Annotated in this window: 13 protein-coding genes and 2 tRNA genes; 6 read left to right on the forward strand and 9 right to left on the reverse strand. The window is 65.7% G+C overall.

From position 1 onward, the window contains the following. Positions 1-62: 62 nt before the first annotated feature. The 3 genes from AC1DNE_RS03750 to AC1DNE_RS03760 all read right to left on the reverse strand — a co-directional run bounded on the left by AC1DNE_RS03750 (position 63) and on the right by AC1DNE_RS03760 (position 2,479). A tRNA-Thr gene (locus AC1DNE_RS03750) sits at positions 63-137 on the reverse strand. Positions 138-335: 198 nt separating this feature from the next. Continuing rightward, positions 336-629 carry a GYD domain-containing protein gene (locus AC1DNE_RS03755; protein WP_441471741.1) on the reverse strand — a complete coding sequence of 98 codons (294 nt, stop codon included), beginning with the start codon at positions 627-629 and terminating at the stop codon, positions 336-338. A 239-nt stretch (positions 630-868) separates the two neighbouring features. Next, the gene (locus AC1DNE_RS03760; RefSeq protein WP_441471742.1) at positions 869-2,479 is read right to left on the reverse strand and encodes an MFS transporter; all 1,611 of its coding nucleotides are present in this window, start codon (positions 2,477-2,479) and stop codon (positions 869-871) included. 366 nt (positions 2,480-2,845) lie between these two features. Between AC1DNE_RS03760 and AC1DNE_RS03765 the strand changes: the two genes are divergently transcribed. Continuing rightward, positions 2,846-3,373: a hypothetical protein gene (locus AC1DNE_RS03765; protein ID WP_476765909.1), complete on the forward strand. Its 528-nt coding sequence runs from the start codon at positions 2,846-2,848 to the stop codon at positions 3,371-3,373. A gap of 54 nt (positions 3,374-3,427) precedes the next feature. On the opposite strand, the gene rlmB is transcribed toward AC1DNE_RS03765, so the two are convergent. Beyond that, positions 3,428-4,228, reverse strand: a complete 801-nt coding sequence (gene rlmB, locus AC1DNE_RS03770; protein WP_476765910.1) for a 23S rRNA (guanosine(2251)-2'-O)-methyltransferase RlmB — start codon at positions 4,226-4,228, stop codon at positions 3,428-3,430. A gap of 99 nt (positions 4,229-4,327) precedes the next feature. Between rlmB and AC1DNE_RS03775 the strand changes: the two genes are divergently transcribed. Beyond that, complete coding sequence (locus AC1DNE_RS03775) at positions 4,328-4,882, forward strand: AAA family ATPase (protein ID WP_476765911.1); 555 nt, start codon at positions 4,328-4,330, stop codon at positions 4,880-4,882. Between the two features lie 162 nt (positions 4,883-5,044). After that, positions 5,045-5,129, forward strand: a tRNA-Tyr gene (locus tag AC1DNE_RS03780). A gap of 95 nt (positions 5,130-5,224) precedes the next feature. Here AC1DNE_RS03780 and AC1DNE_RS03785 read toward each other — a convergent pair. The 4 genes from AC1DNE_RS03785 to AC1DNE_RS03800 all read right to left on the reverse strand — a co-directional run bounded on the left by AC1DNE_RS03785 (position 5,225) and on the right by AC1DNE_RS03800 (position 9,376). Continuing rightward, on the reverse strand, positions 5,225-6,256 hold the full coding sequence (locus tag AC1DNE_RS03785) for an amino acid ABC transporter substrate-binding protein (protein WP_476765912.1): 1,032 nt from the start codon (positions 6,254-6,256) through the stop codon (positions 5,225-5,227). A gap of 41 nt (positions 6,257-6,297) precedes the next feature. After that, on the reverse strand, positions 6,298-6,933 hold the full coding sequence (locus tag AC1DNE_RS03790) for a L,D-transpeptidase (RefSeq protein WP_441471747.1): 636 nt from the start codon (positions 6,931-6,933) through the stop codon (positions 6,298-6,300). A gap of 17 nt (positions 6,934-6,950) precedes the next feature. Continuing rightward, positions 6,951-7,400, reverse strand: a complete 450-nt coding sequence (locus tag AC1DNE_RS03795) for a hypothetical protein (RefSeq protein ID WP_441471748.1) — start codon at positions 7,398-7,400, stop codon at positions 6,951-6,953. A 272-nt stretch (positions 7,401-7,672) separates the two neighbouring features. Continuing rightward, positions 7,673-9,376, reverse strand: coding sequence for an alpha/beta hydrolase (locus AC1DNE_RS03800; RefSeq protein ID WP_476765913.1), 1,704 nt, complete (start codon positions 9,374-9,376; stop codon positions 7,673-7,675). Positions 9,377-9,550: 174 nt separating this feature from the next. On the opposite strand from AC1DNE_RS03800, the gene AC1DNE_RS03805 reads away from it, so the two are divergent. Genes AC1DNE_RS03805 through AC1DNE_RS03815 form a run of 3 tightly spaced genes read left to right on the forward strand, consistent with a single transcriptional unit; the run spans position 9,551 to position 12,840 of the window. Beyond that, positions 9,551-10,021: a MarR family winged helix-turn-helix transcriptional regulator gene (locus AC1DNE_RS03805; protein WP_441471750.1), complete on the forward strand. Its 471-nt coding sequence runs from the start codon at positions 9,551-9,553 to the stop codon at positions 10,019-10,021. Then, complete coding sequence (locus tag AC1DNE_RS03810; RefSeq protein WP_441471751.1) at positions 10,014-11,294, forward strand: HlyD family secretion protein; 1,281 nt, start codon at positions 10,014-10,016, stop codon at positions 11,292-11,294. Before AC1DNE_RS03805 ends, AC1DNE_RS03810 begins: the two co-directional genes overlap by 8 nt. After that, a complete protein-coding gene (locus tag AC1DNE_RS03815) occupies positions 11,287-12,840 on the forward strand; it encodes a DHA2 family efflux MFS transporter permease subunit (RefSeq protein ID WP_441471752.1) in 1,554 nt (517 codons plus the stop codon). The genes AC1DNE_RS03810 and AC1DNE_RS03815 overlap by 8 nt, the downstream gene beginning before the upstream one ends. 541 nt (positions 12,841-13,381) lie before the next feature. Here AC1DNE_RS03815 and AC1DNE_RS03820 read toward each other — a convergent pair. After that, positions 13,382-14,824, reverse strand: a complete 1,443-nt coding sequence (locus AC1DNE_RS03820; RefSeq protein ID WP_441471753.1) for an undecaprenyl-phosphate glucose phosphotransferase — start codon at positions 14,822-14,824, stop codon at positions 13,382-13,384. Between the last annotated feature and the right edge of the window lie 101 nt (positions 14,825-14,925).

A 14,925-nucleotide genomic window follows, 5' to 3' on the forward strand; every position in this document is an offset into this window, starting at 1 on the left:
AGCGAGGCGCCGGACTGCATCCGGCGCCTCGTATCAACATCTTGAAACCATTCTGGAATTCGTGGTGCCGGTGGAGAGGATCGAACTCCCGACCTTCGGTTTACAAAACCGCTGCACTACCGCTGTGCTACACCGGCATCCCTGACTGCTCGGCCAGGATTGCCGCCGACGGAAATTTTCTCGTCGGCGGTGCCGTAGCGGTTACCAGCCGATGACAGCGAGAGCAAGCATCTCCGATGCTGCTGCCGCCGATCCGTTGCGCGGCATTCGTGCGCAATGACGTGGAAAGGCCGTTTCAGGAACGTCTGCCTGGCCTCATCGTCTGGCTGACGGGCTCAGCTCATCGAGCGGATGATTTCGCGATAGGCCGCCTCGGGAAAGGCCTTGAGGGTTTGGGTGCGGACATTGCCGAGCATGCCGAGTTGCAGGCAGAAGCGCGCCTGGACCGCATCGTCCGGCGCCTCGCAGACGATCACCATGTCGTATTTGCCCATCGTCATGAAAAAGGCCTTGAACTCGCCGCCCATCTCCTTGAGCGCCTGTTTGGCAGCGTCGAGACGGCTCGGCGAGGCGTTGACGTGGCGCGCTCCCTGATCGGTCCAATTGGCCAGCATGATGTAGGTTGTCATCGCGCTACTCCCTGAAACGGCCCGGCCTGTTCATCGGAAGTATCGGGCGGCGGCTTGATCGTCGCCGCTGGTGGGATGGCTCCTGCCATCTGCCGGACCTTGACGTTACGATAGCACAGCGGGCGGCGGAACAGCACGGCAAAGCGGCTTTGGGGCAGCGAGAGAAGTCACGGCCTCGAGCGGCAAAGAAAAGGCCCCGCTCTTGCGAGCGGGGCCGAGATGATCGCCTGAAGTGGGGGTCACTTCAGGATGTCGCGGTCCTTGGTTTCCGGCAGGAAGAGCAAGCCGATCACGAAGGTGCCGAGCGCAACGATGATCGGATACCAGAGGCCGGAGAAGATGTTGCCGCTGGCGGCCACGATGGCGAAGGCGGTCGGGGGCAGGAAGCCGCCGAACCAGCCGTTGCCGATGTGGTAGGGCAGCGACATGCCGGAGTAGCGGATGCGGGTCGGGAAGAGTTCGACCAGCAGCGCCGCGATCGGGCCGTAGACCATCGTCACGAAGAGGACGAGCACGAACAGGATGCCCACGGCCTTCATGGCGCGGCCGTCGCTCAGCACCTGGCCCATCGAGGGCGTCTTCAGGATGGTCGCATCCCCCGCCTTCGGATAGCCGGCCGCCTGGGCGGCGGTGACGAGATCGGCCGCGCCGCTCGGCGCAGCAGCCCCGTTGATCGTTGCCTTGAGCGGCGAGCCGGCCGGGCCGGGCACCAGATCGTAGTGGATCGAGTTGGTGGCCAGCGTGCGGCGGACGACGTCGCAGGGCTTGGTGAAGGTGCGCACGCCCACCGGGTCGAACAGCGTGCCGCATTCGGCCGGATCGGCGGCGAGGACAAGCTTCACGTTCTCGGTCGCCGACATCAGCTTCGGGTTGGCGGTGCTCGCGAGCATCGTGAACAGCGGGAAGTAGGTCAGCGCCGCGATCAGGCAGCCGGCGAGCAGGATGGGCTTGCGGCCGATCTTGTCCGAGAGCCAGCCGAACAGGATGAAGAACGGCGTGCCGGCGAGCAGCGAGAGCGCGATCAGCAGGTTGGCGGTGGTACCGTCGATCTTCAGCGTCTGCGTCAGGAAGAACAGGGCGTAGAACTGGCCGGTGTACCAGACGACGGCCTGGCCGGCGGTGCCGCCGAACAGCGCGATGAGGCCGATCTTGGCGTTCTGCCAGGTGCCGAAGGCCTCCGAGAGCGGCGCCTTCGACTGGGTGCCTTCTTCCTTCATCTTCACGAAGGCTGGCGATTCGGAGAGCTGGAGACGGATCCAGATCGAGAAGCCGAGCAGGATGATCGAGAGCAGGAACGGAACGCGCCAGCCCCAGGCGGCGAAGGCTTCCGGCGTCATGCTGAGGCGCAGGCCGAGAATCACGATCAGCGACAGGAACAGGCCGACGGTCGCGGTCGTCTGGATCCACGACGTATAGAAGCCGCGCCGGCCCATCGGGGCATGCTCGGCGACATAGGTCGCGGCGCCGCCATACTCGCCGCCGAGCGCGAGGCCCTGCAGCAGGCGGCAGGCGATGAAGATCACGGGCGCGGCGTAGCCGATGGTCTGGAAGCTGGGCAGCAGGCCGACGAGGAAGGTCGAGATGCCCATCACGGTCATGGTGACGAGGAAGGTGTATTTGCGGCCGATCATGTCGCCGAGGCGGCCGAAGAACAGGGCGCCGAAGGGGCGGACCGCAAAGCCGGCTGCGAAGCCGAAGAGCACGAAGATGAACTTCGCCGTGTCGTTGTCGCCGGGCACGAAGGTCTGGGCGATGTTGGCGGCGAGCGAGCCTGCCAGATAGAAGTCATACCACTCGAAGACCGTTCCGGCCGACGAGGCAATGATGACCTTCCTCTCTTCCTTGGTCATCGGCCGAGGCGCAGCCCTCGAGTCCGATGTTTGCGATGCCATGCTCATGGCGCTTGTCTCCCCTGGTAAAGCCCTCAAGCCGGGATGTCCCGGCCGGTTCCTTCAACGCGGCTCGCACTTCTGATGTGGCGATGACCGCGATGCCGGCTGGCAGACAAATTCCGCCACGCCAGACTGGCTCAGAGATTTGCGCGCGTATTGTCGCAGGGGCAATCGAGCACTTGGTCTTGCACCGTTCGTCTTAAGACTATCGACGAGGCGGGTGGGAGGCCAACGACTGTGGAAAACCAGTGGCTTTCCAGCGGGCGCGGCGGCATTATAGTCCTCTTCGGGAGGCCTGACGAGATGCGGTTGAGGAGGCGCGCCATGTCGCGGCTTGCGATCACCTTGTCCTGCGGTTTCTTCGTTGCTGCGACGCTGTCGACGGGCGCCTGGGCCGCCGGGCGCAGCGGCGGACACGCAGCGCCCGTATCGATAGGTCACGGGCGAGCCATCGCCGGGTATCCCGTTCGGGGCGTCCGGCCGTGGCGCGGTGCAGTCCGCGGAGTGCATGGTTGGCATCATCGCCGCTTCGGCTGGAATTCGCCGGGCTATGATTGGCCCTGGTACGATGCAGGCGGGGCAACGGCGTCGGGCGGTGTCACCGTCATCGAGCAGCAAGCCGAGGCGCTGCAGACGATCGATCCCGATGCGTTCGAGAATCTGCCCGTGCGGGCCGGAATCCAACGTTCGCCCACGCCGGAGCCAACGATCTACCGGCTAGAGGGGCCACGCTCGCGTCCCGTCGCTCGAATTATCCGGATTGGCGGCGCGGACGATGCCCGAGAAGGCGCCCGCAGCCGATACGCCCATGCCGAGACGGGCGCGCTGCTGCTGACGGTGCCGCGCCGCTGATCGGGTGTTCGCCCAAACCAATCTTCGGGCCAGAGATAGGCCTCAAATTCGTCGCTAGCGGCGGCTTGCGACGTAGAGCGCGATCGCCGTGGCGTTCGAGACGTTGAGGCTGGTAATCGCACCCGGGACTTCAAGCCGCGCGACGTGATCGCACATTTCGCGGGTGCGCTGACGCAGGCCCTTGCCTTCCGCTCCCATTACCATGACGAGGGGCCGCTTCAGCGTCACTTCGTCGAGCGCGACGTCTCCATCCGAATCGAAGCCGATGCGCAGGAAGCCGCGCTTGCCGAGCGTCTCGAGCGCATCGCCGAGGTTGCGGACGGAGATCACAGGCACATGCTCCAGCGCGCCGGAGGCCGATTTCGCCAGCACGCCGGTGGCCGCGGGCGAATGGCGGATGGTGACGATGACCGCCGCTGCGCCGAAGGCTGCCGCAGAGCGCAGGATGGCGCCGACATTGTGAGGGTCGGTGATCTGGTCGAGCGCCAGGACGACGGCGTCGTCCGCCAGGTCGTCGAGCTCGGGCGAGGGCAGGGGATCGCAGACCAGATAAAGGCCTTGATGCACCGAATCAGGCGTGAGCAGCCGGTCGATCTCGGAGGGGCGCACGATCTCGGGTTCGAGAGGGAGCGTGCCCACCACTTCCTGCAGCCGCCGCAACCCGTTCTCGGTGGCGAGCAGGCGCCGGTGCCGGCGCTCCGGGTTGCGCAGGGCCTCGACCACGGGATGGACGCCGTAAAGCACGGCCTCGTCGATATCGCCGGGCCGATGCGGCGGTGGGCCACCGGCGCGGCGGGGGGCGCCTGGGCGGCCGCTGGCAGGCCTGGCTTGTTTCGGGCGGAATGGCGGGGCCATCGCATTCTCCAGATTGACCGGAGTGCCGTGCCATGGCGCGAGGCGCTTGGCCAGAGCCAAGCGCAGGACGTGGACGGATCGCAGAGGAAAGGATCGACCATGACAGACAGGACAGATCGGCTGATCGTCCTCACGGGAGGGCCCGGCTCTGGCAAGACGACCCTGATCGAGGCGCTCGCGAAACGCGGCCATGCCGTGCGGCCCGAGGCCGGCCGGGCGATCATCCGCGATCAGCAGGCGATCGGCGGCGAGGGATTGCCGTGGAAGAATCGCGCGCTCTTCGCGGAGCTGATGCTCGCTGCCGATCTGCGTAGCTACGATGAGGCGTGTGGACGAGGCGAGCTTGTCTTCTTCGACCGTGGATTGCCCGACATCGTGGGCTATCTCGCGCTCTGCGGGCTTCCGGTGCCGCCGTATGCCGGGGCTGCGGCGGAACGATTCCGTTATCGCAGGACGGTGTTCATCGCGCCGCCATGGCCCGCCATCTTCGGGCAGGATGCCGAGCGCAAGCAGGATTTCGCCGAGGCCGAGCGGACCTATGAGGCGATGGCCCGGACCTATCCTCGTTATGGCTATGATCTCGTCGAATTGCCCCAGGAAAGCGTCGAAACCCGAGTCGATTTCATCCTGAAGCGCCTCGGCGCTGCGAGCTGAGCGATTTCAGCCGGGCGCGCTTCACAGGGAATTCGCGCCTTCGGTCGTTTTGCCGTTGACAGGGGGCGGCCCGGTCACCATAAGTCCGGCCGCGCCTGCCGGTCGTCGCGAAAGTGACATATCGGCGGCCCTCGGCCCCACAGGCCGATCATGGGCGCAGGCGGGGGAATGTCCCGAGCGGCAAAGGGGGCGGACTGTAAATCCGCTGGCTATGCCTTCGCAGGTTCGAGTCCTGCTTCCCCCACCACCCATCTCCTTGAAACTTGAAATTGCTCAGCTTCTGCCGCTGATGCCGTGCCGAGAGCGGGCCTGTGCCCGCTCCCGTCGAAGGTCGCGCGTATTTTACCGCAGCGGGGGCGCGTAGAGCACGCCGCCCATGCTCCAGAGCTGGTTGAGGCCGCGGGGGATGCCGAGCTTCGAGCCGGTCCCGAGGTTGCGCTCGTAGATCTCGGCATAGTTCCCGGTCGCCTTGACCGCCCGGATCGCCCAGTCCGCATCGAGCCCCATCGCCTTGCCGAAGCCGCCTTCCGCGCCGGTGAAGCGGCGTGCGTCGGGCTTCTGCGATTTCAGGGCCTCGTCGACATTGCCGGTGGAAATGCCGAGCTCTTCGGCGTTGACCAGCGCGAAGTTCACCCACTTCACCACGTTGAACCAGGGGAAGTCGTCGCTGCGCACCACCGGACCCAGGGGCTCCTTCGAGATCACATCCGGCAGCACGATCGCGTCCGCCGGCTTCGCCAGCCTGAGCCGCTCGCCATGCAGAGCCGACTGGTCGCGGGTCAGCGCGTCGCATTGTCCGCTCTCGAAGGCGGCGAAGGCTTCCGCCGCGCTCGGATAGACCTTCTCCTCATAGGTCATGGAATTGGACTTGAAGAAGTCGGCAAGGTTGAGCTGGGTCGTGGTGCCGGCCTCGACGCAGATTTTCGCCTTGTCCAGAGACAACGCGTCGTCGACCTTGAGCGAGCGCTTCGCCAGGAAGCCCTGGCCGTCGTGATAGGTGATGCCTGCGAAGGCGAGACCCAATTCGGCCTCGCGGCCGAGTGTCCAGGTCGAGTTGCGTGCCAGCAGGTCGACCTTGCCACCCTTCAGCGCATCGAAGCGCTCGCTGGCGGAGAGCGGCGTGAAGGCGACCTTGTTCGCATCGCCGAGGACGGCGGCCGCGACGGCGCGGCAGAAGTCGACGTCGAAGCCGCTCCATTTGCCCTCGGCATCCTTTGCCGAGAAACCGAGCACGCCCTCGCTCACGCCGCATTGGAGCGTGCCGCGCTGTTTCACCGTATCGAGTGTGCCTGCAACGGCCGGAGCCGCCAGAGTGGCGGCAAGCGCGGCGCCGGCGGCGAGGCCGGGCAGGCGAAACCATGAGGCCTTGGACATGGCTCTCTTTTCCCTTCGGATTCGGTTGCGCACGGCGCCAGTCACAGCGTGGCGTTGTGGCGGATGATCACCTTGGTCCCCACAGGGACCCGCTCGTAGAGATCGACGATGTCGCCATTGGCGAGCCGGAAGCAGCCGGACGAGATCGCCTCGCCGATCGTCTCGGGCTGGTTGGTGCCGTGGATGCGGAAGACGGTCGAGCCGAGATAGAGCGCGCGCGCGCCCATCGGGTTGCCGGGACCACCAGCCATGAAGCGCGGCAAATAGGGCTGGCGCTGCAGCATCTCCGGCGGCGGGCGCCAATCGGGCCATTCGGACTTGCGGCTGATCTGGACCTGGCCCGACCAGGTAAAGCCCTCGCGGCCGACGCCGATGCCGTAGCGCAACGCGCGGCCATTGCCCTGGACGACATAGAGGAAGCGCTCGCCGGAATGGATCACGACGGTGCCGGGCGCCTCGCTGGAGCGGAACAGCACCATCTGGCGGGCATAGGGGCCCTCGGTGATGCTGACCTCTTCGGTGGAGACACGGCCGGGCTCGTCCCCGATATCCATCGTCTCCTTCATCCCCGCCGGGGCGCGCGGCTGCGCGAGGGAGGCGCCGGAGAGGGCTAGCAGCGGCAGGCAGGCGAAGCCGGCAGCAAGGCCGATGCCGGCGAGGGTCTTTGAGAGGTTCATGTCCCGTCAGCTCCAGATCAGCAGCGGCTGTAGACGAAGGTGCCGTAGCGCCGGTTCGCGTCCGGATCGACGAAGCGCATCACCAGCTCCTTCTGCGATACCGAAAGCAGCTCGCGATCCTGCGGATCGCCGGCCGGCGCCTCGAATCCGACATAGCTCTTGCCGCCCGGGCCGGCCTTCAGCCGCAGCTCATAGGGCTTGGGGTCGTCGGCGACATGCATCATCACACCGTCGCCGGGGCCCTTCGTGATCGTATAGGGCTGCTTGCATTGCGCCCGCGCTTCGGCCTCGGTGCGCTTGCGGTCCTTTTCGGTGTGGAAGGAGGCGATGCCCCAGCGGCCCACCAGCGCATCACGCGTGACATTGGTCGGGGGCGGGGCGGCGTCCGCGACGCTCGCCACCGGCGACAGCGCCTCGCCGCCGCCACAGCCTGAGAGCAACAGCGCCAGAAGCAGGCTTCCACTCAACGAACCGATTCCGGCACCGGAACCTCCGGCCCTAAACCCTAGCTGTCTCATCGGTCCTCCATCGCGATTGGTCAGAGTCGAAGCGATGCATCATGGTGAAAGGCAAAGGGGTGGCCGATGCTAGGACAGCATGGCCCCTGTCATTGATCCTGGAGCTGGTGATCGCGTGGCGTCCATCGGCTTCCCGGAGGGCCCCCTGGCCAGAGATGCAGCAGCACAGCCGCAAACGCGATCAGGATCAAGCCCCCTTTGCCGTTCTTTCATCCGCGGAGCTATCCGCCCCGGTTGTCGTATGGGTCGTCGTCGGGGCGATTGGCGCCTGCCCGAGCCCGCGCCCGCTCGGCCAGATGCCGCTTCAGGGCCGCGAGTTCCTCAGCCGACCAGCGGCCGGTGCCGAGGACGGCCGTCCACGCCTCGACATAGTGTTCGGGCGCATAGACATGGCCGTAGCCGATGGGGGTGCTGGTCGCCACGGCCATGTCGAGCGCTAGCTGCAGCATCGTGACGATCGGATACCAGCGTAGCTCGGACGACACGTCCGGCCCGCGCGGCTGCTTCATCCAGTCCGGCTGCCGATAGGCATCGCGATAGTCGAAGAAGGTGATCGGGTCGCTCGCATATTGCAGATAGACCAGCCGCATCGGCCCCCAGGGTCGATCGGGCGGGACCGTCGGGCCGTTCTGGTTCATGAAGCGCACGATGCGGCCGTCCCGGAATTCGGGCAGCCATTGCGGGGTGCCGGGATTGCGGGCCTCGGTGATCGAGCGCCAGTTCCGGGTCTCGAAGGGCGGGCCGCTCCAGAGCGCGCCGTCGATCGGATCGCCGATCATCTCGAACAGCTCGGCGGATTTCTCGGAGTTCATCGCGCCCAGGCTGAGGCCGTGCAGATAGAGCTTCGGCCGCGCGTCATGGGGCAGGGCGGTCCAGTGGCGATAGATCTCGCGGAAGAGCGCGCGGGCGGTCTCGGCTCCGTATTCCGGCTGGGTCAGGAGCGAGAGGGGGCTGCTCAGATAGGAGTACTGCACCGCGACGCTGGCGACATCGCCATCGCGCAGATGTTCCAGCGCATCCATCGCGGAAGGATCGACCCAGCCGGTGCCCGTCGGCGTCACGACGACGAGCGTCGAACGCGAAAAGCCGCCGACGCGCTTGAGTTCCTCCAGAGCGAGCCTGGCCCGCGCCTCGGCCGTCTGGGCGCCGCGCAGACCGACATAGACCCGGATGGGCTCCATTGCCGGATGCCCGGTCTCGGCGCTGATCCGCGCGGCGGTCGGGCCAGCGGCGATGAATTCACGACCGGCACGGCCGAGTTCCTGCCAGTTCACGAGCGAGGCCGGGCTGCCGGTCTTGTTCGGGGCGGTGGGTTGCGGCCGCTCGGGCTCGAGCCGGGCATCCAGTTCGCGATAGGAGGAATCCAGCATGCGGAAGACCGCGCTCGCCAGGACGTTGCTCGCCAGCGACCAGAACAGGAGCGCGGCCAGGCCGACGCCGATCACGGTGGCGAGCCGGGCAGGGATGAAGCGCCGGGTGACGCCGACCAGCCAGTCGGCCAGCCGCTTGAACAGGCGCGCGATGACCAGCACCAGCACAAAGGTCGCGAATGCCATGAGGCACAGCTTGGTCGGGTGAGAACTCGGCAAATGACTCAGACCGACGACCGCGCGAACGGAATTCTGCCACTCGGCCGCTTTCCACAGGAACAGCAGCGCGATCAGCAGGGACAAGAGAAGTGCCACGGCATTGGTCGGCCGCCGCAGCCGGTCCGACGGCTCGGGGAGTTCGAGATAGCGCCAGAGCTGTCGCGACAGAACGCCGAGGCCATAGCCGATCGCAAAGCAGATGCCGGCGAGCGCACCCTGCGTGAGATAGCTGCGCGGTACGAGAGTCGGCGTCAGAGCTGCTGCGAACAGCAGCGTTCCCAAGACCAAGCCTACGCCCGACAGCGACGACAACTGCCTGCGAATCCAACGCGTCACGACTGGCTATCCCCCTCGCTCGGATCCGTCCGGCCGTTTCGCCGACAATGTTCCGATGCGGAACCGTAGTCGCCGCACATCCGGGCTGGCAATGCAGGTGAAGCGACGGAGGGTTGCGGCACAGGCGGTTGTGCATAGCTGTATCGAAATATTATATAGATGCTTATGACAAGCATGCCTACAAAGCCACCGCCGACCGTGGGCTTCCTCCTGCACGACGTCGCGCGTCTGCTGCGCAAGCGCTTCGAGCAGAACGCCCGCGACACTGGCCTGACGCGCTCACAATGGCAGGTGCTCGCCTATCTCGACCGGAATGCCGGCATCCAGCAGGGGATGCTCGCCGAGCTGATCGACGTCGAGCCGATCACCGTCGGCCGGATCGTCGACAAGCTTGAGAGCTGCGGGCTGGTCGAGCGCAGGCCCAATCCGAACGACCGGCGCAGCTGGCAGCTCTACCTGACCGAGAAGGCGGGGCCGACGCTCGAAACGATGCGCGCGCTCGGCGAAGTCACGCGGGCAGAGGCGTTCGGCACGATTCCTGAAGCGGAGCGCGCGCGACTGCTCGGCCTCCTCGAAACCATGAAAGAGAATCTTGTGGCCGCCTGCCAATCGCCGGCGGCCGAAGGACAGGTCCGCCATGGATGACGTTGCCAGAAGAACCGATGCCGGCGTGGAGAATGCTCGCGAACCCGAGCCGCGTGACAATGTGACCGAGATCAAGCGCGCGGGAGAGATGAAGGCGCCGCCTGCGCCCGCCGGCAATACGCCCGAGACGACGCCGGTCGCCGCTTCCGCTCCCTCGCCGACGCGCCCCGCGCGCAACCGCAAGCGCCAGTTGCTCTTCGCGCTGCTGCCGGTCGCGCTGATCGCGGGCGGATATACCTACGTCACCGGCGGTCAGGTGATGTCGACCGACAACGCTTACGTGCAGGCCGACATCGTCGGCATCTCGACGGATGTCGCGGGGATCGTCAGCGAGGTCGATGTCCGCGACAACCAGCCGGTGAAGGCCGGCGAAGTGCTCTTCCGGCTCGACGACAAGCCGTTCCGCTTCGCGCTGGAGCGGGCCGACGCGCAGATCGGCGTGGTCAGCAACGATCTCGCGGCGCTGAAGGCGACCTACAAGGGCATGCAAAGCCAGATCGCCCAGGCCGAGAGCGATATCGCGTTCTTCCAGACCACGTTCAAGCGCCAGCAGGACCTCGCCACGAAATCCGTCGCGTCGCAGGCGACCTACGATCAGGCCAAGCACGATCTCGACGGCTCGCAGCAGAAGCTGGTGCAGTTGCAGACCCAGCTCGCCGGCATCGCCGCCGGCCTGAACGGCAAGCCCGATGCGCCGATCGAGGAACATCCGCGCTACCGCGACGCCGTCGCCGCCCGCGCCGAGGCAGCCCGCCAGCTCGACCATACCGTGGTGCGCGCATCGATGGACGGCATCGTCACCAACGTGCCCTCGCTGCAGAAGGGGCAATATCTGGCAGAGGCGACCAACGCCTTCAGCCTGGTTTCCACGGACCATGTCTGGATCCAGGCGAACCCCAAGGAGACCGAGCTGACCTGGGTGCGGCCGGGGCAGAAGGCCGAAATCTATGTCGACACCTATCCAGGCGCGAACTGGAGCGGCACGGTCGACAGCATCAGCCCGGCCTCGGCGGCAAGCTTCTCGCTGCTGCCGGCACAGAACACCAGCGGCAACTGGGTCAAGGTCGTCCAGCGCATCGCCATGCGGGTGAAGATCGAGACGCCGCCCGACCGGCCGCAACTGCGCGCCGGCATGAGCGTGACGCTCGATGTCGACACCGGCCATGCGCGCGGCATGCCTGACTTCATTGGCTCGGCGATGGGCATGAGCAAGAACCCGGGCACGGGCAAAAACCCGAGCATGGACAAGAAGACAGAGAACAACCATGGCTAGCGCCATCGCCGCGGCAGCGACCCCGGTCGCCAACCGCGGCGCCATCACCGCCTGCGTCATTCTCGCGGTGATCATGCAGGCGCTCGACACCACGATTGCCAATGTCGCGCTGCCCTATATCCAGGGCAGCGTCTCGGCCAGCGCCGACCAGATCAACTGGGTCCTGACCTCCTACATCGTCGCGGCCGCGATCATGACGCCGCCCTCAGGCTTCCTGGCCGCGCGCTTCGGGCGCAAGCGGGTGCTGTCGGTGGCGATCATCGGCTTCGTCGTCGCCTCGATCCTGTGCGGGGCGGCGCAGTCGCTCCCCCAGATCGTCGGCTTTCGGCTGATGCAGGGCTTCTTCGGCGCGGCGCTGGTGCCGCTGTCGCAGAGCATCCTGCTCGACATCTACACGCCCGAGGAGCGCGGCTCGGCGATGGCGCTGTTCGGCGTCTCGGTGATGGTGGGGCCGGTGCTCGGCCCGGTGATCGGCGGCTGGCTGACCGAGAACATCTCCTGGCGCTGGGTGTTCTACATCAACCTGCCGCTGGGCATCCTGGCTTTGGTCGGCGTCTCGATCTTCGTCAGCGAGACGAAATCCAGTGCATCGGCGAAGCTCGACTGGGTCGGTTTCGGCGCGCTCAGCATCGCGATCGGCGCGTTGCAGCTCTTCCTCGATCGCGGTGCGCAGCTCGACTGGTTCGACTCCTTCGAGATCGTCGTCGAGGCGACGGTCTGCGTCGCGGCGCTCTATATCCTCGTGGTGCATACGTTCACGGCCGAGAATTCCTTCATCAAGCCGCGGCTTTTCCTCGACCGTAATTTCTGCGTCGGGCTGATCTTCATCTTCATCGTCGGCATCTGCTACCTGGCGTCGCTGGCGCTGATGACGCCCTATCTGCAGACGCTGATGGGCTATCCGGTGGTGACCGCCGGCATCGTCATGGGGCCGCGGGGCTTAGGCACGATGGCCTGCATGTTCATGGTCGGGAAGCTGATCGGCAAGGTCGATACACGCATCCTGCTCGGTTCCGGCCTGCTGGTCAGCGCCTGGGCGATGTACGATATGGCCGGCTGGACGCCCGACGTGTCGCAACAGACCATCATGGTGACCGGCTTCCTGCAGGGGGCGGGGCTCGGACTGCTCTTCGTGCCGCTGACGACGATCACCTTCGCGACGCTCCCGGCCGAGTATCGCGGCGACGGCACCGGCCTCTACAACCTCTCGCGCAATATCGGCTCGAGCGTGGGCATCTCGCTGGTCGCCTATCTGCTCACCCGCAACGTGCAGGTGAACCATGCCGAGATCGCGAATTATGTCACGCCGTTCAACCGCATCTTCGATATGCCGGCGATCAAGGAGGCCTGGGATCCGCTGACGCTGGCGGGGCGCGCCGCGCTCGACGAGGTCGTGACACGGCAGGCGACGATCATTTCCTATGTCGACGACTTCAAGCTGCTGATGATCCTCTGCCTTGCAGCGCTGCCCTTCCTGGCGCTGTTGCGCACGCCTCGCCAAAAGGCGGCTGCGCCGGCTGATGACCACGCGATGGTGATGGAGTAGCGCCTCGCGTGGCGCGTCGGCCTTGGGGCTGACCCAAGGTTAATCTTGTTCGGTCAAACTCGCCTGAAATCTCACCTAGAGCTTTTGCGCAGATCGATTTCAGTCGATTATCATGGTGTCGGATTAACGCAATTTTAACGCTACGAGCCCGTGTCATGCGACCAGAGCGCGTGCCTCGAATCCCCACCCCGTTCCGCATCTCCAGCCCGGCTCGGATGCCGCGGGCGGCGAACGACAACGTTCCCGAAAATCCCGCGAGCATGGCGAGCTTTTTCGTCGGGCGGTTCGTGATCCTCGTGGCGCTGGTGGCGGCGCTGGCGATCATGCTCGGCTGCGCCGTCTGGTTCGGGCGCACCGTCTGGCGGCTGTTGACCTGAGGGACTGCGCGCCGGCTGCACTGGCTGGCGAGCGGGGCCGCGCAACGCTTGCGTCAGAGCACGCACCGATCCGATTGCGCCGCAATCCGACCGGATCATGCGTTCTCTCTCAATAAGTTAGAGGAGGTTCCGAGCAGGTTGATTCAACCTGGCCGGACCCGGTTCTAGCGCGCGTTGGTGAAAGCCTTTCGACTGAACACCGTTCGGAACAGGATCGCGACGTCGAGCCAGAACGACCAGTTGTCGATGTACCAGTGATCATAGGCGACGCGCTTGGCCATCTTCTCGTCGGTGTCGGTCTCGCCCCGAAAGCCGTTCACCTGAGCCCAGCCGGTTATGCCCGGCTTGACGTTGTGACGGCGCGCGTAGTTGGCGATCCTGCACTGGAACTCGACATCATGGGCGAGCGCATGCGGCCGCGGCCCCACCAGCGACATGTCACCGGCAATCACGTTCAGAAGCTGGGGCAGTTCGTCGAGATTGTAGCGGCGCAGCACCTGCCCGACCCTGGTGATCCGGGGATCGTTGCGCTTGGCCTGGACGACGACCTGGCCGTCGTCGGTCGTGGTCATGGTCCGGAACTTGAAGATGCGGAACGCCTGCTGATTGAAGCCATAGCGACGCTGCCGGAAGAGGATTGGGCCGGGCGAGTCGAGCCGGATCAACGCGGCGATCATGATGAGGAGCGGCAGGGTCAGGACCAAACCCGAGACGGCAGCAACCATGTCGAGCGCGCGCTTGGTGGCGATCTCCGCTCCGGACAGCGGCTGACGGGTCAGGCGCAGGCTGGAAAACGAGCCGGAGCGAACGAAATGCGGCGTCTCAAAACGCTCCATGATCGGCTCAGGCGCGAGATGGATCGCGACCGGAAGATTGGTGAAGGCGCCGACGCAGGCCTCGATGGTCTTCTGCTCCGACCAGGGCAGGGCGATGAGGACGGCATCGGGCCGCCTGGCCCGGCAATTTGCCACGGCGGCGGCCAGATTGGCCGAGAGTTCCGCCGGATTGCCATCCCGGCCCGATTTCAGGAACGCAACGTCTGCGATCGCGAAACCGACATGCCAGGGTTTGTGCCGGGCGACGAAGGACATCACGTTGTCTTCCCGCCCGATCAGGAACACGCGCTCGGACGTGATCCGACCTGCCTTGCTACCGGCTGCGACCCACCGGGCAAGAAGCGAGCGCGACAGCGCAATCACCGGTATTCCGGCGAAATAGGTCGTGAAAATGACGATTCGCGAATAGTGACCAGTGATCTTGGCGACGAAGATGAGCGCCAGGAAAGCGACCATCGTGATGTTCCAGACCGAGAAGGCCGATGCGATCTGTCCCTGGGGCGAGAGGTAGTTTTTGAGCTGATAGCGCCCTTGCATCAGATTGATGAAGACGAAGATCGTCATCAGCATCGCCGCCAGCTCGGGGGCAGCGCGATCCATGCCGATTTCGTTCTGAGTTACCAGGTAATAGGCGGCCGACGCCGCACCGACGAGAGAGCCGACGATGATCGCGTCGCTCGCCGCAGTGAGCGGCCCGAGCCAGTACCGCCAGAGGCGCGGCCGGCTTTCGGACGTTGTCAGCAGCGTGCTGTCCAGATCGTTGACGCTCATGTCACCCCGCCTTCAGATCCGAGCGGCAGCGACGCCTCGTCCCAAAGCGGGACGCAGGCTCACAGCGGATCCGTCGTGAAGGCTGAGGTGGCAATGCCTGT

It is taken from the genome of Allobosea sp. 05L423, assembly GCF_056397745.1.

Excerpts from the sequence above, each read along its gene's own strand:
- AC1DNE_RS03755 (WP_441471741.1), bottom strand. The coding sequence starts at position 629 with ATGACAACCTACATCATGCTGGCCAATTGGACCGATCAGGGAGCGCGC.
- AC1DNE_RS03760 (WP_441471742.1), bottom strand. The coding sequence starts at position 2,479 with ATGACCAAGGAAGAGAGGAAGGTCATCATTGCCTCGTCGGCCGGAACG.
- AC1DNE_RS03765 (WP_476765909.1), top strand. The coding sequence starts at position 2,846 with ATGTCGCGGCTTGCGATCACCTTGTCCTGCGGTTTCTTCGTTGCTGCG.
- rlmB (WP_476765910.1), bottom strand. The coding sequence starts at position 4,228 with ATGGCCCCGCCATTCCGCCCGAAACAAGCCAGGCCTGCCAGCGGCCGC.
- AC1DNE_RS03775 (WP_476765911.1), top strand. The coding sequence starts at position 4,328 with ATGACAGACAGGACAGATCGGCTGATCGTCCTCACGGGAGGGCCCGGC.
- AC1DNE_RS03785 (WP_476765912.1), bottom strand. The coding sequence starts at position 6,256 with ATGTCCAAGGCCTCATGGTTTCGCCTGCCCGGCCTCGCCGCCGGCGCC.
- AC1DNE_RS03790 (WP_441471747.1), bottom strand. The coding sequence starts at position 6,933 with ATGAACCTCTCAAAGACCCTCGCCGGCATCGGCCTTGCTGCCGGCTTC.
- AC1DNE_RS03805 (WP_441471750.1), top strand. The coding sequence starts at position 9,551 with ATGCCTACAAAGCCACCGCCGACCGTGGGCTTCCTCCTGCACGACGTC.
- AC1DNE_RS03810 (WP_441471751.1), top strand. The coding sequence starts at position 10,014 with ATGGATGACGTTGCCAGAAGAACCGATGCCGGCGTGGAGAATGCTCGC.
- AC1DNE_RS03815 (WP_441471752.1), top strand. The coding sequence starts at position 11,287 with ATGGCTAGCGCCATCGCCGCGGCAGCGACCCCGGTCGCCAACCGCGGC.
- AC1DNE_RS03820 (WP_441471753.1), bottom strand. The coding sequence starts at position 14,824 with ATGAGCGTCAACGATCTGGACAGCACGCTGCTGACAACGTCCGAAAGC.